The following is a 22,819-nucleotide window of genomic DNA, read 5'->3' as shown; positions in this document are numbered from 1 at the left end:
TTAACATTAGAGGAGAACCCCTATGAATAAGGGCGAACTTACAAAAGCTGTCGCAGGTGAATCCGGTCTGTCGCAAAGCGACGCCGGCAAGGCTGTAGACGCTGTTTTCGACGCAATTGCTGGTGCCGTGAAAGACCGTCAGCAAGTGGCGATCGCAGGCTTCGGCACATTCTCGGCCAAAACCCGGAATGCTCGCACGGGCCGCAACCCAGCCACCGGCGAAGAAATCAAGATCCCGGAAAAGACATCGGCTGCTTTCAAGCCGGCTTCGGCTCTGAAAGACCTCTAGGGTTCCTCAGGACTGATAGGTCCTGACCATGGAATTCAAGCGGCGCGTCGGCTCGGCTGGCGCGCCGTTTTCCATTCCAGCAACACGGTTTGCAGTATCCCAGCCGTAAACACGCCGACAAACACCCCCTCCATCATGCCGCGTGCACCCCGGCCTTCGACAATGCCGAGCCAGTAGCAGGCTGGCAGCATCACCAGGAAGAACGAGCCGATATGGATAAGGCTTGGCGACCAGACGATCTCCTGCGCCCTGAGCGCGAATGAGGCTGTCGCCTGCAGCCCGTCAAAAACCGTTACAAATGACACCATCACGAGCAGGGCAGCGATGCCGGATGCGAGATGAACACCGTTGATCACGGCATCATCCTTCACGAGGAAGCCGGCCAACGAATTATTGAAAACGATCAGAACCACACCAAGCGCCACCCCCATCACAAGTGTGGCTGCCACGCCAAGACGCCCTGCATCCCGCATCTCCGTCAGGTTTCGTCGGCCATAGGCCTCCGCCACGCGGACGCTGGTGGCGGTCGCAATGCCCAGATAGAACATGAAGCAAAGCCCCATGATCTGAATTGCATAGCCATAGACAGAGTTGGCAGCGAGGCTGATCCATGTCGCGATCACATAGGTCAGGTTAAACCCACCCCACTCGGCAACATTGCTGATGGCGGTGCCCGTGCCGACCGACAGCTGCCGTTTGGCCTCGTTTTCGGGACTGGTTGGTGACTTTCTGAAGGCGGGAGTCAGCAAGATCACGGCAACGAGCAACAAGATCGTGATCAATAGGCGAGAGCCTGTGGTCGCCCACGCCACACCTGCGGCCCCCATGGGCTCGAACCCCCAAAATCCGCCGACCAATGCGAGGTCAATGATAACGTTGAGTAGTACACCGAAATACATCACGGCCGAGACCAGCAAGGGTCGGCGCAGCGCTTCCAGATAGTAGCCGCAAACCGTGGAGATCATGAAGCCTACCATCCCGTAGGACAGGATGCGGGTTACGCCCGCCACGGATTCAGCGACCGTATGAGGGTCGACCGATGCCGCAACCTCGGTCGGGGGAGCAATATCGACAAAGAGCCATGTGAACAGCGCGCTGGCCGAAAAATAGACGACCGCCATCAATAGGATGCCAAGCCAGACGCTGGTCCACAGGCCGCGCCGGAAGATGCGGCCGCTTTCCTTCTCACGTCCAATACCGAGCAGTTCAGAGGTCAGCACCTGCACACCCAACAGAATGCCGAGTCCCAACCCGAGCGAAACGCCCATCGGCAGCCACGAGTTCAGAATATATGGCAGCTCACCGGGCGCATATTGCCCAAGCACAACGGCATCCGTCACAGCCATCAGCATTTGCGACATGCGCGTGAAGGCTATCGGTACCGATAGCCGCAACAGGTCTGCAATGTCGGCTGGCCGCGCCCAGGCAGGCCAGCCCAGGCGGTGCGTGCGCATGGAACTGTCTTTCTATCCCGCTTTGAGTTCGGCGGTGCCGGAGGCCCCGACGGACTGCAGCTTCTCTGCGATCATGAAAGCCAGTTCAAGGGCCTGTTCGCCATTCAGGCGAGGATCGCAATGAGTGTGGTATCGAGACGACAGATCTTCTTCTGAAATCGCCTGAGCACCGCCAATGCATTCGGTCACGTCCTGGCCAGTCATTTCAAAATGTACGCCACCCGGATAGCAGCCTTCCGACGACAGCACGTCCACGAACTGGCGCACTTCCGACAGGATGCGATCCACGGGACGCGTCTTGAAGCCACTATCGGTCTTCAGCGTGTTTCCGTGCATCGGATCACATGACCAGACCACGGTCCGGCCACTTTTCTTCACGGCGCGCGCCAGTGGCGGCAGGCCTTGCGCCACACCGTCCGATCCGAAACGAGAGATCAGAGTGATCCGGCCCGGCTCGTCATTCGGGTTCAGCGTCTCGATCAGGCGCAGCAACTCGTCCGTTTCCAGTCCGGGTCCACATTTGATGCCGATCGGATTCCGCACGCCCTTGCAGAAATTGACATGAGCGTGGTCTATCTGGCGCGTACGATGGCCAATCCACAGCATGTGAGCTGACGTATCGTACCATTCGCCGGATGTGGAATCGATGCGTGTCATCGCTTCTTCGTAGCCGAGCAATAGTGCTTCATGACTGGTATAGAATTCGACCTGAGACATTTGCGGAACGCTATCGGGCGTCACACCACAAGCTTTCATGAAGTCCAGTGACTTCGAAATCTGGTCCGCCAATTGCTCATACCGCTCGCCCTGCGGGCTACGGTCAACAAAGCCGAGCATCCAGCGGTGGACGTTGGCGAGGTTCGCATAGCCGCCCTGGCTGAAGGCGCGCAGCAGGTTCAGCGTGGCCGCTGACTGGGAGTAGGCTTGAGTCAGACGCTCGGGATCTGGAATGCGGCTCTCGGTCGTGAAGTCCATGCCATTGATATTGTCACCGCGATAAGAAGGCAGCGTCACCCCATCAATCGTCTCGATGGGCGACGACCGCGGCTTGCCGAACTGGCCAGCAATTCGGCCAACTTTGACCACGGGCTTCGATGCCGCAAAGGTCAGCACGACCGCCATCTGCAGGATCACGCGGAAAGTGTCGCGAATATTGTCGGGATGGAACTCCTTGAAGCTCTCGGCGCAATCGCCGCCCTGCAGTAGAAATGCCTCTCCGGCCGCCACTTCGCCAAGGCGCTGCTTCAATCGACGAGCCTCGCCAGCAAAGACCAGCGGCGGAAAGCCTTTCAGCTTCTCCTCGACTGCAGCAAGCGCGGCAGAATCCGGATAGTCTTCCGGAATGTGCTTTGCTGGCAGTTGGCGCCAATCTGAGGGGGTCCAGGTCATCTCGGTTACTCCAATTATGAGCCGCATTAATCACATGGCAGGCACACGCTCAAGTTTCACTATAATTTCACAGCAGATTGGTGGAGGAATCATGATTTGGCCTTTTAGTAATTGCATAGGCCTTTTGTCGCTCGGAGAACCTCAAATCTAGTCATGTCGCACGTCTATATCAGCCACTCCGCCAAGGATTTCGATGCGCTTCTGGAGCTGCACGAAGCCCTCCGCACGGCGGCCATTCCTGACTGGTATGTGCCGAACGATGGGGCTTCCCGCGACATGGCAAACCAGTCGATTGACGACGCGTTTGCCATGATTGTTCTCGTGTCGGCATCCTCCGTCCGGTCCAAGGCCGTGCGCCAGGATGTCGAACGCGCCAAGGCACGCGGCCTCAAACTGATCCCGTATCAGATCGACAAGGCCCGCCTGAATGGCTTCTTCAAGCATGAAGTCCTGCCGCACCTTCGCCTGTCATCGACAACGCCAGACGGCATCAAGCAACTCGTGAACGAGACGCGGCAAGCCTACAAGAGCAAATGCCCCGTGCTGGCGGTGATGAACTTGAAGGGCGGCGTCGGCAAGACGACGATATCCAGCCAGGTCTTCGGCGCATGGCAAGGCGCGCTTGGTGGGCGCATCCTGCTGGTTGATCTCGATCCGCAATACAATCTCACTCAGACCTTTTTTGAAATGGATGTCGCAGATGCCAGCGCTGCCGCAGACAAGTCGGTCATCTCCCTGTTCGAGAAGTCGCGCCTGCATGCGCGGGATGCGACCAGTCCGGCAGAATCCTGGCTCACCCTCTCCACCGACCCGTTCGCGCCAGTTCCGAAAGAAAAACTCATCCATGAATTGATGGGCGAAGGCAGTCCGGGCGGGCGGCTCGACCTGATCTCCGGCCAGTTCGAAATATCAAAGTACGCCTTCGCATCAGACCCGGCCTCACTCGCACTGATCAAGGAACACTTCCTTCAGTCCATTGAGCGCTATCGCAGCGATTATGATCTGATCGTGTTCGATACCAATCCCAACGCCACCTTCCTGACGCGATGCGCATTGGAGGCAGCCGACCGCGTGCTCGCCCCCATGCATGCCGACATCTACTCCCTGCGCGGTGTGCGCCTTCTGAACCAGGTCATCCGGGAACAGATTGCCCCCGAACACCGCCCGGACCTGTCTGTGCTGTTCAATGCGGTTGGCCGGTCGGAGCAATCCACCTTTGAAGCTGATGCTCGCAACGGCGCATACAATTCCAAAGCAGGCTTTGACCTGGCGGGGGCCTTGCTACGCTCAGCACTGCCCCGCTCTGGTCATTTGCAGGTCAAGGCGCCGCGTGAAGGCGAGCCCGCCTGGAAACAATTGGTCATTCATGCCGGTCGCGGCGGCGGGCTGAAACCCATCCGGGAGAGCCTCAAGACGGTCGCGTTGGAGCTGAAATCGCTCGTTGAAGCTTGATGGCGGGTGACACTACGGACGTGTGCCCCTAGTATCAGCTCTGGTGGATATAGGGGACACGCACAATGTCGATGCTCAGATCGTTCTCGGCCTTGCTCGTTTGCCTGTTACTAGTGAGCCATGCGCGGGCTGACGAAAAACGCATTGCCCTGCTGATCGGAAACCAGGACTACCCGGCAGAAGTCGGCGCTCTGACCAACACGCACAAGGATGTGCGCACAATGGAAGAAGCGCTGGCCGCGGTCGGGTTCGAGACCCTGCCCCGGTTTGATCTTGACGAAGACGGGATGGAAGATGCGTTCGACGAGTTCGAGGCCCGCATCGGAGAAAAAGCCGATGCTGGCCATGAAGTGATCGCGTTCTTCTACTATTCCGGGCACGGCGCGGCCGCCTACGATGATCGCGAAGCGCGCAACTACCTGATCCCCGCCAAGGAAACCATCACCGCGGCAAGCCACATATTCCGCAAGGGGATCGAACTCGAAGAAGTCCTCGCCAGCCTTCAGGCCTCCAGGGCAAAAGCGGTCTTCGTCGTGTCCGATGCCTGCCGCAACGAGCTGAAATTCGCCTTTTCGAAATCCATTGCCGACAAAGGCATGACGCGCGTATCGCAACGTCCCGGAATGCTGGTTGCCTTCGCCACAGCAGCAGGAGAGACCACGCCGGATGACGGCCTGTTCGCCGATACGCTGGCAGAGGAAATTCGCCGCCCCGGACAGGACGCAGTCGTTGCGTTCTATCAGGCACTCGCTGAAGTTTCCGACAAGCGCAAATCTTCCAGCCGCCCTTTCATGGCGCCGGGAAAACTGCCACGTGGGCTTTGCTTTGCGGGCTGCACGGCCGGCCCCGCCGCGCCCGCTCAGCCTGAAGAGCCGACGCGCAAGGCGGAATACTGGTTTGAGCAGGAAGACGAATTCTCTTTCCTGCAGGAGAATGTCGTCCTGAAGGCAACCGTCAATGGCCTAGAATACACAATTCACGAATTTGGCTACGGCGCCCCAACGGTGGAATTACTCAAGGATTTCAATGCGGACGGCACGCTGGACGCCATCGTGTCCGTGCATGGCGGCGGCAATTGCTGTCCGGCTGAATACTTCTTCGTCGCCGACATGGGCAGCGGCCACTTCCTCGTCAGCAAGATTGAGGACATCTATGCTTGGGATCCACCGACCGCAGAACTCCATGAAGGGCGCTGGGTTGCCAAGTTCATTTCTTCCAATGAAGGCATGAACACGGACGATTTCAAACAGGATGTTCACCTATACGCCCTGAAGGCTGACAAGCCGGAGCTTGTCCTCAAGACGTTCAAGCGCGAGGTCACCGCGCTCGTCGAGCTTCGGTCCAGCATGTTCGGCTTGGACACTGATGACGCCGCGGCTACCCAGTCGATCTCATTCGACATGGACGATGATGGCACAGCCGATACTTTGACCTGCGGATTTTGGTCCCGCTGGGGCAGGCTCAGCGATTGCAAGGTGACGCTCGCGACAGAACCTGCACCGATCCCGGTTGATACCGCCTGCAAGCGCCTCGGTATCGTGAATGCCCGACAGAACGGACTATCGCTGCTCGTCTGTGATTCCGACAATGTCCATGCCTTCAATGCCGCCTCCAACGCCTATCTCCCCGTGGAGAATTAGGCGCCGGAGCACTGACCGGGGCGTCGGCTAGGTCGCCTGCACGTCCGGTACCCATTTCTGGCGCATGGTTACCAACTCCTCGGCGGAAGAGGGGTGCAGCGCGCAGGTCCGGTCGAAGTCCGGCTTTGTGGCGCCCATCTTCACGGCGATACCAACCATTTGGATCATTTCAGCGGCATCATCGCCAACAATATGAACACCCAGGACTTTTTCGTCGGATGCGCGCACAACCAGCTTCATCAGGATGCGTGTTTGGTCACCGTTCAGCGCATTCTTCATCGGCTTGAACCTGGTCTTGTAGATATCGATTTCGCCGAACTCTTTTCGAGCATCGGCCTCGGTCATTCCAACCGTGCCGACTTCTGGCTGAGTGAATACGGCCGTCGGAATGTCACTGTGATCAAAATGCCAAGGCTTGTCGTAGAATTCCGTCTCCGCAAATGCGTGGCCCTCGCGAATGGCCACAGGCGTCAACGCGACACGGTCGGTCACATCACCAACAGCCCATACCGTATCGACATTTGTCTTCGACCACTCATTGACCGGAATGGCACCCTTCTCATTTAATTCGACGCCGGCATTTTCGCAACCTAGGCCTTCCGTGTTCGGACGGCGCCCAACGCCCATCATGATAACGTCGCAGTCGAGCGTATGGCCATTGGTCATGGTCAGGTGCAAGGGCAGATCCGCCCCGTCCCGCTTCTCGATTTTCTCAAACACCGTCCCGGTGATGACCTGCACGCCAGCTTCCTTCAGACCCTCATGCACTTCGGTGCGTACATCGGCATCAAAACCGCGCAGCACTTCCTCGCCGCGATAGACCAGGCAGGTCGGCACGCCGAGACCGGCAAACACGTGTGCGAACTCTACCGCAATGTATCCGCCCCCTGCGATAACGAGATGCTTCGGAAGTTCTTCCAGATGGAAAATCTCGTCAGAGGTAATTGTATGCTCAACGCCCGGCAGCTCTTCCGGAGAGGGTCGCCACGGACGCCCGCCAACGGCCACCAGAATTTTCTTTGCCGTCACGGTCTTTCCGCTGTGCTTCAGGCGTAGCGAATTCTTGTCCACGAACTCGGCCCGATCTTCGAAAATCTCGACGCCAGCATTTTTCAGATTACGGAAATAGATGCCGGATAAGCGGTCGACTTCAGCATGCATTGCCGTTGCGAACGCCGAATGATCGTAGCTGACCTCCCCCGTAGACCAGCCATAGCCAGCCGCTTTCTTGATGTCTTTGCCGTACTTGCTGGCGTAAACCATAAACTTCTTCGGTACGCACCCGCGGATCACGCATGTGCCGCCCATGCGATACTCTTCCGCCAGTCCAACCTTGGCACCAGACAATGCTGCCAGACGCGCCGCACGGACACCGCCCGACCCTCCGCCGATTACGAATAAGTCAAAGTCATGTGTCGCGTCGGTCATGGGAGGGTCCTTGAATCTTTACAGGTTTCGACCACCCATATGAGGCGGGATCAGGAGAATTCAAACACCGTGGCGCCATTCTCATTGCCGATGATGACAGTCCGCGCGAGACCAATGAACAGGCCATGCTCCACTACGCCCGGCACATTGGACAATCGCGCTGCCAACGCCTCAGCGTCTGGGATGCGCTCGCAATGACAGTCCAGGATATGGTTGCCGCCATCAGTGACCACGAGTTCACCATTGGTCAGCGACCTCAGCTGCACGCGTGGGCGGTCAATACCGGCAGCCGCCAACACGTCGTAAACAAGCTTCGCAGTGATTGTGTATCCGAACGGCGTAACTTCCACCGGCAGAGGAAACTTCCCGAGCCGTTCGACCTGTTTTGACGGGTCCGCGATCACCACCATGTGATCGCTGGCATTGGCGATAATCTTCTCGCGCAGCAAAGCGGCGCCGCCGCCCTTGATCAATTGCCCCTGCGGATCGACCTCATCCGCGCCGTCTACAGTCAAATGAATGCGCTCGACCTGTTCGAAGGGGATCAGCGGAACACCAAGGCTGCTGGCAAGACGGCGTGTCTGTTCGCTTGTCTCGATACACCGGACCACAAGTCCGTCAGCCACTTCCTCAGCCAACATCTCGACAAAATACTTCGCCGTCGAACCGGTGCCGAGGCCGATGGTCATGCCGTCCTCGACATATTCCATCGCTGCCATCGCGGCATTCTCTTTCTCGTGCTCGTTCGCCATCAGCCTTCAGCCCTTTTGCTTGTCTGCCTTTTCCGATGCCTTCCGGCTCCGGAATTCAATCGCCCAATCCTTGATTTCCGTCTGACGGGCGCGCCCCAATGCCAAGGCATCGGCAGAAACGTCGTCCGTAACGACACTGCCAGAGCCAACGACCGCTCCGCGCCCAATCCTGACCGGTGCCACGAGCGCACTGTTGGAACCGATAAACGCGCCATCTTCAATGCGGACGTGATACTTCAGGAAGCCATCATAATTGCAGAAGATCGTGCCCGCGCCGATATTCACATCCGCACCAACCTGGCCATCACCCAGATAGGAAAGATGACTCGCCTTGGCCCCTTCTCCCATCGTTGTACTCTTCACCTCAACGAAGTTTCCGATGAAGGCGTCCTTCTCCAGAACCGTACCGGGGCGAAGCCGGGCATAGGGACCGACGGAACAACCCGGCCCAACCTGCGCACCTTCCAGATGGCTGAAGGCCCGGATCACCGCACCAGACTGCACGATGACACCGGGTCCGAACACAACATTCGGCTCCACGGTCACATCGGCCTCAAGCAAAGTATCGTGGGAAAACCAGACCGTTTCCGGCGCAATCAGAGATACCCCATCCGCCATGGCTTGCATGCGGCGGCGATTTTGGAAAATGGATTCCGCCTCGGCAAGGTCAGCCTTGGAATCACACCCGATCAGATCGTCCTCATCGCAGCGCACGGCCTTGCAGGTCATGTCCTCGGCCCGCGCCAATGCGACAAGATCAGTCAGATAGTATTCGCCCTTGGCATTGTCGTTCGTCACCTTCTGCAAAAGGCTGAACATGGTGACCGCATCGCCTGCCATGACGCCGGAATTGCAGAGCGTTACATCCAGTTGCTCGGGGGTCGCCTCACGCGCTTCGACGATTGCTTCGAGGTCTCCATGACCGGAGGTGATGAGGCGGCCATACAGACCGGGCTCGGCCGCATCAAAGCCCAGCACCCCAATCGCCGCGCCGTCGCTCAGACTGTCGAACAGGCTCCCGATCGCAGAGGCCGGCACGAGCGGGCTGTCGCCATACAGGACAACAAGGTCGCCTTCGAAACCCGCAAGCGCTTCCTCGGCGCACCGCACAGCATGACCAGTTCCCATAGGCGGATCCTGATAGGCAAGAGAGTCGGCTCCCAGCAACGCGCCAACATGATCGATCAGAATCGTTTGCGATGGGTGTGCAACAACAACGATCCGGTCGCATCCGACGTCTCTGGCAAGCGCTATTGACCAGTCGATCATCGGCCTGCCAGCCACCTTGTGCATCACCTTGGGCAGATCGGACTTCATCCGCGTGCCCTTGCCAGCCGCAAGAATGACCGCTGCACGTTCTCTGGCCGGTTTTTCCACAGGTTCTGCCCTCTCGCTTTCCCTAGTCCTTTCGCCTAGACCAAAGGCCGATTCAAGGCGAGACCGAAAAGGAATTGCGGCGCATATGTCAAAACCCTTCGACGGATGGACAATTGTCTTCGACCTGGACGGTACGCTTGTGAACACGGCGCCCGATCTGCTGGAAGCGCTGAACCATGTGCTGACCAATGCCGATCTCACGCCGGTCACTTTGGACACAATCGCCACGATGATCGGTCACGGTGCCCGCGCGATGATCGTAAAAGGCCTGCTGGCGCACGGCATCACGCCGTCCGATTCGGACCTGGATGTCTTTCTTGAGCAGTTTCTGGACTATTACGCCGCAAACATCGCAGACCACTCGCATGCCTTTGATGGCGTAGTTAAAGCGATGACCACCCTGTCCGCCGGTGGCGCAACGCTGGCTGTCTGCACGAACAAGAAACAGGCCCTTTCCGACCAGTTGCTGGCGGAACTGGACCTTACCCGTTACTTCGCCGCGATTGTGGGAGCAGACAGCGTACCCAACCGGAAACCGGATGGAGACCATATCCTGCGCACGATCGAGGCCGCCGGCGGTTCGCCCGAACGCGCTTTGATGATCGGAGACTCCCGCACAGATGAAAGGGCAGCCCGGAATGCCGGACTGCCCTTCATTTTCGTCCCGTTCGGGTACGAAGAGGAATCACCACAACAGCTTGAACCTGACATCGTGCTGGAGCACTATTCCAAGTTGGTCTCAGTTGTGGATGGATTTGTCAGCTAAGCCGAAAGTTCACGCTGTTCGCGTGGACGGTAGCTAGGACGGGCGGAGCCCGTTTCATTTGCAATACGGCGACGCGGCATGCCGTTCACCATGTTGCTGCGTACATCAGTGCGTGCAGACCGCATGGCAGGAACAAAGCCAGCATCGATCAGGTCGACATCAACTTCATAGCCACGCTCTGCCCAATAGGCACTAATTTTCTCACGAAGGCGCTTTGCGCCGTCTTCGTCACACCAGTCTTTCATTTTTCTCTCTCTCCAGGCTGTACTGTTATTAGGGCCTTAGGCCCCCGCCTGTCCTTCTTATATGTTTATGCAGTCCGTTCGTCGGGCTGTCTTGTGTGACCGGAACATGACCATTTTTTGTGGTTTTCTCAAGGCTAATTTCGAATGAAACTAGTGTAAGGTTCTCCGATGAACATCCGTTCATAATGAACGCCTGTTCATATTCATGTTATCGCAAACAAAAATCTGCTCGCAATCAGAAAAAATCTAAAGAACTACCAAATCCTTGTAACCAGATCATGGTACAGCGAGGCATTTCTACCCTTAGCGCGAGAAGTCGTCCCCCCAAGGGTGCATGCGCAAACGATTGTAATGCATGCGAGGAATGTGTTTATGCATAGCTATAATCAGTCATTTTACGCGACGCAGCGCCAGCAGACATCCGGACTTGACCTCGACTCAGGCGCAGATTACGCCATCTGCTTCGCTGAATTGGGTGATTAGCTCAGTGGTAGAGCACTGCCTTCACACGGCAGGGGTCAGTGGTTCGAACCCACTATCGCCCACCATTCGCCCCGTTGCGCCCTGCTTCAACCTGTCATTCACTTATCCCGCGCATCTAATTCATGGTGAGCGCGCCGAAGCGCAGTATAAGGCGGTGCGATGAAATCCCTGTTCCGATCCAAGGTTATGACCTCCATACTCGGCGTTCTGATTTGGGGCTGGATGTCCCTCATTGCGCGTTCCGTCCGGTGGAAGGTCGAAGGGGAAGAGTCAGCGCGCAGCTTGTGGACCAACTATAACGGCGTCGTCCTTACGGGCTGGCATTCTCGTATCCTCCTCCTGCCCAGTGGCTGGATCCGCAACATGAAGCATTGGCCCGGACAGATACAGAACGGCGCGATGTTGGTTTCATTGTCCCCCGATGGGGAGGCCGTCACCCGCGCGATCGCCCATCTTGGGCTTCACCCCATTCGGGGCTCAGCCGGGAACAAGAAAAAGGCAAAGAAGGACAAGGGTGGCATCCGCGCGATTGCCGAAGCAGTCCGTTTGCTCAAATCGGGTACTGTGGTCTGTATCACGCCCGATGGCCCCCGCGGTCCGGCGGAAATCGTCAGCCCCGGTGCGGTCATGATTGCCCAGCGCGCGGGCGTGCCAATACTGCCCTACGCGCTCTCGATAAAACCGGCCTCGCGCCTGTCGACCTGGGACCGCCTGATTATTCCCTATCCGTTCGCACGAGGTGCCATTGTATATGGCGAACCAATCCTCGTATCACGCGACAGCGATCCTCAGCAGATTCAGGCCGAATTGCAGAAACGGCTTGATGAGGCGACCCGGAGAGCCGACATGCTGGCGGGCTATCCTGCTGAGACGCAATCGGATTCAGACAAGACATGACAGCCGCGATCCATCTTTACCGGACCCTGACGCAGGCCGCCTCGCCTTTTTTGGGCGGCTTAATGAAACGTCGTGCCCGCGCCGGCAAGGAAGACTATGGCCGCATCAATGAGCGGCTCGCGCGCAACATGCCCCGCCGCATGCCGGGCGGCACGCTCGTCTGGCTACACGGTGCCAGTGTCGGTGAGAGCCAACTCCTGCTCGAACTGGGCCAGCGACTGCTCGAAAAGCGCCCGGACCTGCTGCTCCTCTTCACCAGCCAGACCCAGACATCGGCGCGCCTGCTCGGCCCCGCCCTGCCCGACCGTGCCATCCATCTCATGGCACCACTCGATACACCGGCGATTGCGCGCCGCTTCATCCAGCACTGGCAACCTGATCTTTGCATTTTTGGCGAAGGCGAATTCTGGCCCAACCTGATCCTCGAAGCGGAAAAGTCCGGCGCGAAACGCGCACTGGTGAACGGACGCATGACGGATTCGTCTGCCGAAGGCTGGCAGAAGCTCAGCCGAGCCTTCCAACGCCTGGTCGGTCGGTTTGATGTCGTCCTTGCCGCCGACACCGACACGGCCCGACGTTTGGAAACCCTGCTCGATCAGCCAGTCCAGTCCACCGGCAACATGAAGTCTGCCCTCCCGCCGCCTTCGGCCAGTGACGTGGAGATCCGCCGCCTGCGCGAGAACTTCCTTGGCGACCGGCGTTGTATCCTGGCCGCATCGACGCATGACGGCGAGGAAGCGATTTTCCTCGATGCCCTCAAAGGCAATGACGACACCGCGCTGATCATTGCCCCGCGCCATCCGGACCGCGGCGACGCCATCGAAAGCCTGCTCAAGACGCGCGGCCTGCCGCTGGCGCGTCGGTCCCGCGGCGAGACGCCCACACCCCGTACCCGAATCCTGCTCGCTGATACTATGGGAGAAATGGGCCTCTGGTATCGCTTGGCAGATGCCGTCTTTCTTGGCGGCGGGCACACGGAAGGCGTCGGCGGACACAATCCGCTGGAACCTGTTCGCCTCGGTCGCCCTGTCGTGACGGGTCCCGATGTGTTCAACTTCGCCACAATGATGGATGATCTGGAAAAGCGCGGTCTAATCCGGCGCCTGAAGACGCCCAAGGCCATAGGCAAGGCACTGCTGACAATGGAACCGCCAGCTGCCGAAGCGCTCGCCGCCCTGAATGAAGCGGCTGATGCGCCCATGACGGTGACTTTGGAAGCCCTGTTGCCGCTTCTTCCCGAACCAGGCCTGCTACAATGAAGGCGCCGTACTTCTGGTCGGCCGGGCTCGATCCGAAATCTCGGGAAGCTGCGCCCCTGACTCGCGCTCTGCTCAGCCCTCTTGCCGCTCTTTATACATGGGGCATCCGCCGCAAGCTGGCCAAGGCCACCCCGGCGCGCACATCAATCCCCGTCATTTGCGTCGGCAACCTGACGACCGGCGGCGTCGGCAAGACGCCCATCGTGCAGGCTATCCGCCATCATATCGAGCTGAAAGGCATTCACGCGTCCAGCCTGTCACGCGGCTATGGTGGCTCCGAAATCAGTCCACAGAAGATCTATCCAACCTGGCATACCGCAGACATGTGCGGCGATGAGCCTCTTCTGCTGTCCCAGACCGGCGAAAGCTGGATCGGCAAGGACAGGTTCGCCGGGGTCCAACTGATGGCCTTTTATGGCACCAAGGTCGCCATCATGGATGACGGCCATCAGAACCCAAGCGTCGTGAAGGACCTGTCGTTCGTCGTGATTGATGCGGCTGCCCCTTTCGGCAATGGCTACGTCCTGCCCAAAGGCCCATTAAGGGAACCTGTTGAGGATGGACTCGCCCGCGCCGATGCGGTGATCCTGATGGGGGATGGCGATGTCCCTCAACGCGTGCAGCAGAGCGGCCTGCCCGTGCTGCGCGCCAGAATTGTCCCGTCGGGGCCAGCGCCGTCTGGCCCGCTGGTGGCATTCGCGGGCATCGGACGTCCGCAGAAATTCTTTGAGAGCCTGAAAGATCATGGCGGCGATATCAGCGAAGCGGTCGGCTATCCGGATCATCACGACTATTCCCCGAAGGAACTCGGCTTCCTCCACAAGCTCGCAAAATCCCGCGGCGCGCGCCTGATCACGACCAGCAAGGACTATGTCCGCATCCATCCTGATGATCGTGGCGGCATCCTGCAATTCCCGGTCACCGCAGAGTTTGATGACATCCGCCAACTTGACGCGCTGCTCAACCCGCTCCTCTATCCAGATGATTCATGACCCAGACCGCCCCGAAATATATTCGCCCAAAAGATATCGACAATCGAGCGACGTTTTGGCAGCGCGTTCAGTGGCGGCTGGAAACCATTGGCTGGGATCTACTCTATTGGGGGCCGATGAAGCTGCTCGGCCCAGATCGTGCCTCCAATTTTGGTGGCTGGCTGATGAAGAAGATCGGCCCGCGCCTTTCCCAGCACAAGACAGTGAAGCGCAATCTCCGGCTCGCTTTTCCGGATTGGACAGATGTACAGATCGAGCAGACCGCACTCGATGCATGGGAGAGTGCCGGCCGCGTCGCAGGCGAGCTGCCGCACCTGCCATCCATCGATCCGTACACGTCTGGAAGAGTAGACATTGTCGGTCTTGACGTGCTGGATCGCCTGAAGGCCAGCGACAAGGGTGCGGTCTTCATTTCCGGCCACTTCGCCAATTGGGAAATCATGCCTGCCACAATCACCCAGCGCCTGCCGGACGCGGTGATGACCTATCGCGCCTTGAATAACCCCCATATTGATCGACGCATTTCGGATCTCCGCGCGGCCTATGGCACCCAGATCAACGCACCCAAAGGCGTCGGCACCCGCGAATTGATGCGTGCTCTGGCCAAGGGCCAGACCATCGCGCTGATGAACGACCAGAAATTCAATGAGGGCATCGCCGTCCCTTTCTTTGGGCATGACGCCATGACCGCGCCGGGGCCGACACGGCTTGCCATGAAATACGGTGTGCCGATCGTGCCCGTCTCGACCGTGCGCACAGGCCCAGCCCGGTTCCGGATCACCTTCCATGAACCCTTCATGCCGGAAACGACCGGGGACGAGACCGCAGACATCCAGCGCAGCGTCCAGCGTATTACGGATTTCATTGAAGAACAGGTCCGCGCAAATCCGGGCCAATGGTTCTGGCAGCATCGCCGCTGGCCAAAGGAAGCCTGGAAGGTCGCCGGCATCACCTGATCCGAGCTAGCGCTCCGGTTCGCTCCAATCGGCAGGCCCCACATGCCGACGCCGCAGACGGATCGCGAGTCCCAGAGAAACACCTACGCCGATCGCGATTGTCAGATCAGCCACCACGGTCAGCACAAGCGTGATCAGCAACAGTGCGACATTCGCTTTCTCGTCCGACATATAAGCTCGCCATTTGTGCGGCTCACTCATGTTCCATGCCGTCAACATCAACAGTCCCGCCAGTGCGGGCATCGCCAGATAACCCGCCAGGGGCGCCGCAAACAAAACGGCCATCAGGATTGTGAACGCGTGAACAATACCGGCGACCGGCGTCTTTCCGCCCGCCCGCACATTCGTCGCCGTGCGCGCAATCGCGCCCGTCGCAGGCAGGCCACCGAACAATGCAGATCCCATGTTCGCTGCCCCCTGTGCCATCACTTCGGCATTGCGTCGGTACTGCCCGCCCGTCATCCGGTCCGCCACCATAGCGGACAGAAGGGATTCCACACCCGCCAGGAAGGCAATCACAAAAGCTGAAGGCAGGAGTTCCGTCACACGGTCCAGACTGAGCCCGGGCAGTTTCGGCATCGGCAACTGGCTCGGCAATGCCCCGAACCGGCTGCCAATTGTATCGACTGGCAGGTGAAACAAATACACGACCGCTGATGTCAGCCCCACGGCCACGATCAGGCCCGGGAATTTCGGTGCAACCCGCCTCAACCCGACAATCAAAACCATTGTCGCAGCCCCGATTCCCACGGATGCCCAATTTACCGTCCCGCGCGCCGCCCACAGCACTTCCAGTTTGCTGAAGAATTCCGCCGGCAGGTCGGAAGTTGTCAGGCCGAACAAATCATTCAGCTGACTCGCCGCAATGATAATGGCGATACCGATGGTGAAACCGTTCACGACCGCTTCCGGAACAAAACTGATCAGGTTGCCTGCCCTCATCAGTCCGGCGACAATCAGAATGACCCCTGCCATGAACGTCGCCAGAACGAGTCCGCCATAACCGTGCGCAACGATTACGCCGAAAACGACGACGATGAATGCGCCAGTCGGCCCGCCGATCTGAACCCGGCTGCCGCCCAGGAATGAAATCAGGAACCCCGCGATGATTGCCGTGACAAGACCCGCCGCCGGGTCGGCTCCTGACGCAATGGCAATCGCCAGGCTAAGCGGGATGGCGACGAGCGCCACTGTCACACCTGCAAACAGGTCCGCCACAAAGAGCGGCCCCGAATAGGTCTGGATCGTTGTCAGAATCTTCGGCTTCATTCGTGCCCGGCCATGCCATGCCACCCCGTTACCCATACAAGTACGCCTACACCCGCACCACGCGCATCGAAAAGGGCCGAATTTGTCGCGATGGATAGACTTTCGATCTGGCAAATCGCCTTCGAAAATTCTTACGAAAGTCCGAAGAAAGAGTGTTGGGCTTCAATGAAGTGTGGAACGGAGTTTAAGGGACACTGGGATACGGTTGCCGCTGAAACTGGTTTTCTTTGCCAGTAAACCATTGCGAGTCTCAGGGGCTTGAACGAATGACCGGATTCTCACTTCCTTCAACGATTCCAGACGGACGTGAGGAAACATCCCGGCAGGCAATCAACTCTGCATTGACAGCCATTCGCCAACACCTAGGAATGCCGATCGCCTATATTTCGGAATTCGTAGATGGTGAGTCCGTGTTTAGATATGTAGACGCACCGGGCCTCGAAAACCTGATCAAGCCGGGAGACAGTAGAGACCTGACGGATGTCTATTGCCTTCACATACTGGAAGGTCGCCTACCCGAACTTATTCCGGATACCTCCAAAAACCCCCTCGCCCTGGCCATGCCGATCACGCGCGAAATTCCGATTGGGGCGCATATGAGCATTCCAATCCGGCTTGTGGACGGCACACCATACGGCATGTTCTGTTGCCTCAGCCCGGAAGCGAACACGAGTCTCAACGATCGCGATCTGGAAACCATGCGCTTGTTCGCAAACCTGGCCGCACAACAGATCGACAAGGATTACGAGGAGCGCCGCATCCTGGAGGAGAAGCGCGAGCGTATCCTCGAGACCCTGAATACAAGCGCGTTCGCCATTGCCTACCAGCCAATTGTTGACCTCGGCCAGATGCACCCCAGCGGGTATGAAGCCCTCTGTCGCTTCTCGGCTGAACCTTATCGGTCACCGGATGTCTGGTTTGACGAGGCGGCTGCCGTCGGCTTGTCCGTGGAACTGGAACTGGCTTCAATCCGGCAGGCGGTGGAAAAGATCCGCGAGATCGCGCCCGACCAATACATTTCCGTCAATGCCTCACCTTCCACAGTGATCAGCGATCAATTCGCGAGCACCTTCCTGAATTTGCCGCTCGACCGCATCCTGCTGGAAATTACCGAGCACGCCGTCATCGACGACTATGAGAGCTTCACCAAGGTGCTGCGCCCATTACGCCATGCAGGCCTGCGGCTCGCCGTGGATGATGCTGGCGCCGGTCACTCCTCGCTGCGCCACATTGTCCAGCTCAATCCGGACTATGTGAAGGTCGACATGAGCCTGACCCGGAATGTGGATTCAGACTTGGCCCGTCGCGCACTGATCGGCGCATTGCTGTTTTATACGCGAGAAACCTCGGCTCACATCATTGCCGAAGGTATCGAGACCGAGGCAGAGCTGAATACACTGAAACTGTTGGGCGTTCGCAGGGGCCAGGGCTATCTGCTTGGCCGCCCGGAGCAGGATATCGCCAAGACGATCAATTTGTTCAGCAAGGCATCCTGACAGCATTCAGACCCTGTGCATTCCGCAAAATCGTTCTAGATTGAGCTGACAACCCCGGAGCACGCGCCTCATGAATATCGGTGAAATCATTTCAGTCGTCATCCTTCTGTTTGGGGCCGTTCTCGGCCTGTCCGCCATGTTTTCCCCGGCTTGGGCCAGCCGCATTGTCCGCCTCGTCGAGGATCCGGACCCGCTCCGCCCCGGTGGCTATTCGGAATTTCGCGCCACTTATGGCGGCCTGTTCCTGTTCGCACATCTGATGACGGCCATTCTGGTTGTGAATCTGTCGACGGGTTCCGAAGACATCCTGACGACGCTCGTTGTCCTGCCGCTCGCTGCAGGGTGGGTTGGCGCTGGCACCGGTCGCCTGATGTCCCTGGTCTTCGACCGAGCCAAGAACCGGGAGCCCGGTCTGATCCCGATCTGGATTCCGATGGAGATCATACTGGGCCTTGCTATTGCGGCGCCCTTCCTTCACTTCCTGCTCTAAAGCAACAGAAAGAATATCCCATGACGGAGCGTCGAGAGACGGGCCGCCCGCGCCGGAAACCTTCCAGCCCGAGCAAGCAACGCCCAGCCCCAAAATCCAAGCGTCCAGCCGAAGAGAAAGACTGGAGCGAAGGCGAACGGATCGCCAAATACCTCGCGCGCGCGGGTGTCGCCTCGCGCCGCGAAGTCGAACGCATGATCGAGGATGGCAAGATCACGGTCGATGGCGTCAAGCTGACCTCTCCTGCCTTCAAGGTCACAGGCCGCGAACTGATCCGCGTGGGCCGCAAGACCATTCAGGCCCCTGATGCGACGCGCGTCTGGCGATATCACAAACCGGCTGGCCTCATCACCACCACTGTTGACCCGGAAGGTCGGCGCACGGTCTTTGACGAGTTGCCCAAATCCCTGCCACGCGTGGTCACCGTCGGCCGGCTAGACCTGAACACCGAAGGCCTGCTGCTACTGACCAATGACGGCGCGCTTGCCCGCGCCCTGGAGCTGCCGAAGAACGAGCTTGAACGCACCTATCGTGTGCGGGCCAAGGGCACTGTGACCGACTACAAGATTGCCGAGCTGGCCGAAGGCATCACGGTCGATGGCGTCGACTACAAGCCGATCACCGCCGTTTTCGACCGGGAAACCGGCGCAAACAGCTGGCTAACCGTGACCCTCTCGGAAGGCAAGAAACGCGAAGTCCGTCGTGCACTGGAAGCGGTGAATCTCATGGTGAACCGCCTGATCCGCGTGCAGTACGGCCCGTTCCTGCTGGACGATCTTCGCCCGGGCGCGGTCGAGGAAGTGCCGACAGACCTGCTACAACAAGCCATCGGCCACTTGATGACGAATGAGCACGCTGCCCGGCCTGCCGAGCCGGCTCGCACCTCCAAAAAGCCTGCCCCTAAGTCACGCCTTGGCAGCAGGTCACCTTCAGGTAAGCTGACTTCCAGGAAACGCACAAAGCCTCGCTGAGACGGCCATTGATAGGTCTCCGGCGGCAAAGCCATACGGAGGTCCCTCATGCCACTTCAGAACGTTACCGAGACCTATCAGGTCGATACCGCGCCGCGGCCACCGAAGAACAACCCTGTCTTCGATCTCGCGCCGCCAGTCGACCTGACGGACCCGACCGTCTTCTCTTCCCGCGGCGGCTACACTCATGAAGCCTTCGCGGAAATGCGCGAGAAGGCCCCGGTCATGTGGCACCCCGAACAGGTCGGCGCCGGTTTCTGGGCGGTGAGTTCCTATGATCTCGTCAAGAAAGTCGAACTCGACCCGGTTATCTATTCCTCGCAGCGCGGTGGCATCCTAATGACCTATGGTCAGGAAGACACGCCCCGCCATCCGCTGCTACACTCATCCAGCCTGAACAGCCTGATCAATCTCGACCGTCCCTACCATACGACACTCCGTATGGAACATATGCAGTTCTTCCGGCCCGGATTCGTGGCGGAGTTGCGCAAACGCGTTGATGTACAGGTCAACCTCCTGCTCGACGCGATGGAGAAACAGGGCCCTGTGGTCGACATGGTGGAGCTGTTCTCCGCCGAATTGCCGCTATTCACGCTGTGCGAAATCCTTGGCGTACCACCAGAGGACCGGCCGAAACTTGTCCACTGGATGCACTTCCTGGAAAATTCGCAATACCAGGCCCAGCAGGAAGGCCTCGGCAATGTCACGCCCGAACAGATCATGGCCTTCATGTCAGAGATTCAGGCCATGTTCGATTACGGTCGACATATGCTGGCCAAGCGCCGCGCCGATCCACAGAACGATCTTCTGTCCGCGATCGCCAATGTCGAGATCGACGGCGAGCCACTGAGCCCCGAATTCCTTGATGGTTCCTGGCTCCTGATCGTCTTTGCTGGCAATGACACGACCCGCAACTCGCTGTCGGGCACAATGCGCCTTCTGACCGAATTCGCCGACCAGAAGGAAAAGCTGATCGCGAACGAGGATCTGTTTCCCAATTTCGTCCATGAATCGATCCGCATGGTCAGTCCCGTCACTTATATGCGCCGCACAGCAACAGCGGAGGCGGACCTTGGCGGCCAGACCATCGCCGAGGGCGACAAAGTGGTCATGTACTATGCTGCGGCCAATCGAGACCCGTCCAAGTTTCCCGAACCGAACCGTTTCGACATCACCCGCGCCAATGCGAAGGAACATCTGGCGTTCGGCCATGGCCCGCATGTCTGCCTGGGCCAGCGCGTTGCCAACATGCAGCTGGACTCAGCCTATCGCAACATCCTCTCACGCTTCCCGAACATAAAGTGGACTGGCGAACAAACCCTCGCGCCCAGCAATTTCGTGCACGCCATTTCAAGCCTCATGGTGGACCTCGGCACATGAGCGAGCCGCTGGTCCTTCGTCAGGACAAAGACGGCCTTGCGACTCTTACCCTGAATCGGCCCGACAAACTCAATTCACTCACGGTCGGAATGTTCCGCGAACTTCGCCATCATGTGCTCGACCTCGAGACGGATGACAGTGTGAATTGCGTTATCCTGCGCGGGGCGGGCAGATGCTTCTCTGCCGGGCATGATCTTGGCGACATTGCCGAAGGTGAAAAAGTCCCGTCACCGGGGTGGCACTCTGAAACGCTCCGCCTGATGGAGCGCCTGCCCAAGCCGGTCATCGCGGCCGTCCACGGCCACTGCTATACAGGTGCGTTGGAAGTTGCCCTCGCGGCTGATTTCATCATCGCCGCGGAAAGCGCACGTTTCGGAGACACACATGCCAAATGGGCGCTTGCCCCGATCTGGGGCATGAGCCAGCGCCTGCCACGCCGTGTAGGGATTGCCACGGCAAAACGCCTGATGTTCACCGCCGACATGATCAGTGCTGATGAGGCCTTCCGCATCGGCCTCGTCGAGCAAGTTGTGGCAGACGCCGACTTCGACAGCGCCTGTCAGGACTTGGCGGATCGCATACTCGCCAACTCGCCATTCTCCCATGCGGCAAACAAGCGTCTGCTGGAGGCGACCGACGCGCGAGACTTGGATAGTGGCCTGCAATGGGAGATACTCAATTGCGAAGGGGTTGGGCCTGACATGCAGGACCGAATCGCGGCCTTTACGGGCAAGAGCAAGAAAGCGAAGACATGAGTGATTTCCTGATCCGCCGTGATGATTTGCGCGACACGCGCTGGACCCCAGCCGACCTGCCTGCCCTGGCCGACGGCGCTGCCCGTCTCAAGGTCGATACGTTTGCCCTGACGGCCAACAATGTCACCTACGCCACTTTTGGCGACCAGATGCAGTATTGGAACTTCTTCCCCGCCGCAGATGCAAGCTTTGGCCGCGTGCCCGTCTGGGGGTTCGCGACTGTGGTTGAATCCAAGGCTGAGCATGTGAATGAGGGTGACCGCCTGTACGGATATCTCCCCATTTCCGAACATTTCGATGTTGAGCCGGTCAGCGTCGGCAAACATGGTTTCATGGATGGCGCCGCCCACCGCCAGGGCCTCGCGCCCATCTACAACACATACATCAACACTGCTGGCGACCCTTCCTACCATGCCGCGCTCGAAGACCAGCAAATGCTTTTCCGTCCACTCTTCACGACGGGTTGGATGATTGATGACTGCCTGATGGAAACCGGGGACCCGGTTCCGGAAACCGTTGTGATCTCCTCGGCCTCGTCCAAGACCGCCATGGCGCTGGCTCACTGCCTGAAGGTTCGCGGCGGTGTCGACACGGTTGCGCTGACCTCGCCCGGCAACAAGGACTTTCTGGAGAAGACCGGCCTCTATGGCCGTGTCCGCACCTATGATGACGCCGACCGCCTGCATGCGCGCGGCCTGACAGCCTTTGTCGATTTCCTCGGACGCCCCACACTGACGGCAGATGTCCATAATGCCCTGAAAGACCGGCTTGTTCGCAGTCTCGTCATCGGCGTGACCGATTGGGAAGGCGACCGTTCGCCCGTCGCGCTGCCAGATCCTCAGCCGGAATTCTTCTTCGTGCCGACTTATGCCGCTGAACGCGCAGCCACGCTCGGTGGCGCTGAGATCAATCGTCGGCTCGGTTCTGCCTTGAAGAGTTTCTACACGGCTTCGAAGGGCTTCGTCACGCCGCGCCACGCCAAAGGTGCAGACGCAATCACGAAAGCATGGACGCAGACCATCGACGCCCAGGTCAGCCCCTCCGAAGGACTGATCCTCTCAATCTCCTGATCGCAAAAA

21 protein-coding genes and 1 tRNA gene are annotated in these 22,819 nt (G+C 58.8%); 15 read left to right on the top strand and 7 right to left on the bottom strand.

Translation table 11 applies throughout. From position 1 onward, the window contains the following. The first annotated feature begins 22 nt into the window (after nucleotides 1–22). A complete protein-coding gene (locus CFA77_RS06500) occupies nucleotides 23–289 on the top strand; it encodes an HU family DNA-binding protein (protein ID WP_034813765.1) in 267 nt (88 codons plus the stop codon). 35 nt (nucleotides 290–324) lie between these two features. Here CFA77_RS06500 and CFA77_RS06495 read toward each other — a convergent pair whose 3' ends face one another. Both CFA77_RS06495 and CFA77_RS06490 read right to left on the bottom strand, forming a co-directional pair. Further along, on the bottom strand, nucleotides 325–1,743 hold the full coding sequence (locus tag CFA77_RS06495; protein WP_206992762.1) for an MATE family efflux transporter: 1,419 nt from the start codon (nucleotides 1,741–1,743) through the stop codon (nucleotides 325–327). Nucleotides 1,744–1,755: 12 nt separating this feature from the next. Next, nucleotides 1,756–3,132: a class II 3-deoxy-7-phosphoheptulonate synthase gene (locus CFA77_RS06490; protein ID WP_206992761.1), complete on the bottom strand. Its 1,377-nt coding sequence runs from the start codon at nucleotides 3,130–3,132 to the stop codon at nucleotides 1,756–1,758. Nucleotides 3,133–3,285: 153 nt separating this feature from the next. Between CFA77_RS06490 and CFA77_RS06485 the strand changes: the two genes are divergently transcribed. Further along, on the top strand, nucleotides 3,286–4,584 hold the full coding sequence (locus tag CFA77_RS06485) for an AAA family ATPase (protein WP_206992760.1): 1,299 nt from the start codon (nucleotides 3,286–3,288) through the stop codon (nucleotides 4,582–4,584). Nucleotides 4,585–4,649: 65 nt separating this feature from the next. Next, a complete protein-coding gene (locus CFA77_RS06480; protein ID WP_206992759.1) occupies nucleotides 4,650–6,224 on the top strand; it encodes a caspase family protein in 1,575 nt (524 codons plus the stop codon). Between the two features lie 27 nt (nucleotides 6,225–6,251). Here CFA77_RS06480 and gor read toward each other — a convergent pair whose 3' ends face one another. Genes gor through glmU form a run of 3 tightly spaced genes read right to left on the bottom strand, consistent with a single transcriptional unit; the run spans nucleotide 6,252 to nucleotide 9,781 of the window. Further along, complete coding sequence (gor, locus tag CFA77_RS06475; protein WP_206992758.1) at nucleotides 6,252–7,652, bottom strand: glutathione-disulfide reductase; 1,401 nt, start codon at nucleotides 7,650–7,652, stop codon at nucleotides 6,252–6,254. 50 nt (nucleotides 7,653–7,702) lie between these two features. After that, the gene (rpiA, locus tag CFA77_RS06470; RefSeq protein WP_206992757.1) at nucleotides 7,703–8,404 is read right to left on the bottom strand and encodes a ribose-5-phosphate isomerase RpiA; all 702 of its coding nucleotides are present in this window, start codon (nucleotides 8,402–8,404) and stop codon (nucleotides 7,703–7,705) included. Nucleotides 8,405–8,410: 6 nt separating this feature from the next. Beyond that, complete coding sequence (glmU, locus tag CFA77_RS06465; RefSeq protein WP_206992756.1) at nucleotides 8,411–9,781, bottom strand: bifunctional UDP-N-acetylglucosamine diphosphorylase/glucosamine-1-phosphate N-acetyltransferase GlmU; 1,371 nt, start codon at nucleotides 9,779–9,781, stop codon at nucleotides 8,411–8,413. Nucleotides 9,782–9,866: 85 nt separating this feature from the next. Between glmU and CFA77_RS06460 the strand changes: the two genes are divergently transcribed. Further along, entirely contained in the window at nucleotides 9,867–10,547 is a 681-nt protein-coding gene (locus tag CFA77_RS06460; protein WP_206992755.1) for an HAD family hydrolase, read from the top strand. Here CFA77_RS06460 and CFA77_RS06455 read toward each other — a convergent pair. Beyond that, a complete protein-coding gene (locus CFA77_RS06455; protein WP_034813781.1) occupies nucleotides 10,544–10,792 on the bottom strand; it encodes a hypothetical protein in 249 nt (82 codons plus the stop codon). The two genes, CFA77_RS06460 and CFA77_RS06455, sit on opposite strands and share 4 nt — an antisense overlap. 473 nt (nucleotides 10,793–11,265) lie before the next feature. Between CFA77_RS06455 and CFA77_RS06450 the strand changes: the two genes are divergently transcribed. From CFA77_RS06450 to CFA77_RS06430, 5 genes are all read left to right on the top strand, one after another. Continuing rightward, nucleotides 11,266–11,340: transfer RNA gene (locus CFA77_RS06450), tRNA-Val, on the top strand. A gap of 121 nt (nucleotides 11,341–11,461) precedes the next feature. Next, nucleotides 11,462–12,172, top strand: coding sequence for a lysophospholipid acyltransferase family protein (locus CFA77_RS06445; RefSeq protein WP_206992754.1), 711 nt, complete (start codon nucleotides 11,462–11,464; stop codon nucleotides 12,170–12,172). A gap of 62 nt (nucleotides 12,173–12,234) precedes the next feature. Further along, a complete protein-coding gene (locus tag CFA77_RS06440) occupies nucleotides 12,235–13,431 on the top strand; it encodes a 3-deoxy-D-manno-octulosonic acid transferase (protein ID WP_206992753.1) in 1,197 nt (398 codons plus the stop codon). Beyond that, nucleotides 13,428–14,423 carry a tetraacyldisaccharide 4'-kinase gene (gene lpxK, locus CFA77_RS06435; RefSeq protein WP_206992752.1) on the top strand — a complete coding sequence of 332 codons (996 nt, stop codon included), beginning with the start codon at nucleotides 13,428–13,430 and terminating at the stop codon, nucleotides 14,421–14,423. The genes CFA77_RS06440 and lpxK overlap by 4 nt, the downstream gene beginning before the upstream one ends. Beyond that, the gene (locus CFA77_RS06430; RefSeq protein ID WP_206992751.1) at nucleotides 14,420–15,379 is read left to right on the top strand and encodes a lysophospholipid acyltransferase family protein; all 960 of its coding nucleotides are present in this window, start codon (nucleotides 14,420–14,422) and stop codon (nucleotides 15,377–15,379) included. The genes lpxK and CFA77_RS06430 overlap by 4 nt, the downstream gene beginning before the upstream one ends. A gap of 6 nt (nucleotides 15,380–15,385) precedes the next feature. On the opposite strand, the gene CFA77_RS06425 is transcribed toward CFA77_RS06430, so the two are convergent. After that, entirely contained in the window at nucleotides 15,386–16,648 is a 1,263-nt protein-coding gene (locus CFA77_RS06425) for a SulP family inorganic anion transporter (RefSeq protein ID WP_206992750.1), read from the bottom strand. A gap of 368 nt (nucleotides 16,649–17,016) precedes the next feature. Here CFA77_RS06425 and CFA77_RS06420 point away from each other — a divergent pair, with 368 nt between their 5' ends. The 6 genes from CFA77_RS06420 to CFA77_RS06395 all read left to right on the top strand — a co-directional run bounded on the left by CFA77_RS06420 (nucleotide 17,017) and on the right by CFA77_RS06395 (nucleotide 22,810). Further along, complete coding sequence (locus CFA77_RS06420; protein WP_242517508.1) at nucleotides 17,017–18,144, top strand: EAL domain-containing protein; 1,128 nt, start codon at nucleotides 17,017–17,019, stop codon at nucleotides 18,142–18,144. A gap of 70 nt (nucleotides 18,145–18,214) precedes the next feature. After that, nucleotides 18,215–18,634: a DUF4345 family protein gene (locus tag CFA77_RS06415; protein WP_206992748.1), complete on the top strand. Its 420-nt coding sequence runs from the start codon at nucleotides 18,215–18,217 to the stop codon at nucleotides 18,632–18,634. 20 nt (nucleotides 18,635–18,654) lie between these two features. Continuing rightward, nucleotides 18,655–19,605, top strand: a complete 951-nt coding sequence (locus CFA77_RS06410; protein ID WP_206992747.1) for a pseudouridine synthase — start codon at nucleotides 18,655–18,657, stop codon at nucleotides 19,603–19,605. Nucleotides 19,606–19,653: 48 nt separating this feature from the next. Further along, nucleotides 19,654–20,985: a cytochrome P450 gene (locus CFA77_RS06405; protein ID WP_206992746.1), complete on the top strand. Its 1,332-nt coding sequence runs from the start codon at nucleotides 19,654–19,656 to the stop codon at nucleotides 20,983–20,985. Further along, a complete protein-coding gene (locus CFA77_RS06400) occupies nucleotides 20,982–21,740 on the top strand; it encodes an enoyl-CoA hydratase/isomerase family protein (RefSeq protein WP_206992745.1) in 759 nt (252 codons plus the stop codon). The genes CFA77_RS06405 and CFA77_RS06400 overlap by 4 nt, the downstream gene beginning before the upstream one ends. After that, a complete protein-coding gene (locus CFA77_RS06395) occupies nucleotides 21,737–22,810 on the top strand; it encodes a DUF2855 family protein (protein ID WP_206992744.1) in 1,074 nt (357 codons plus the stop codon). The genes CFA77_RS06400 and CFA77_RS06395 overlap by 4 nt, the downstream gene beginning before the upstream one ends. The last annotated feature ends 9 nt before the right edge of the window (nucleotides 22,811–22,819 follow it).

Source organism: Hyphomonas sp. KY3 (genome assembly GCF_017309975.1).
In the GTDB taxonomy this organism is placed as follows: Bacteria; Pseudomonadota; Alphaproteobacteria; order Caulobacterales; family Hyphomonadaceae; genus Hyphomonas.
The sequence above is the reverse complement of the archived record's forward strand: the minus strand, read 5'-3'. Positions and strand labels throughout refer to the sequence as shown.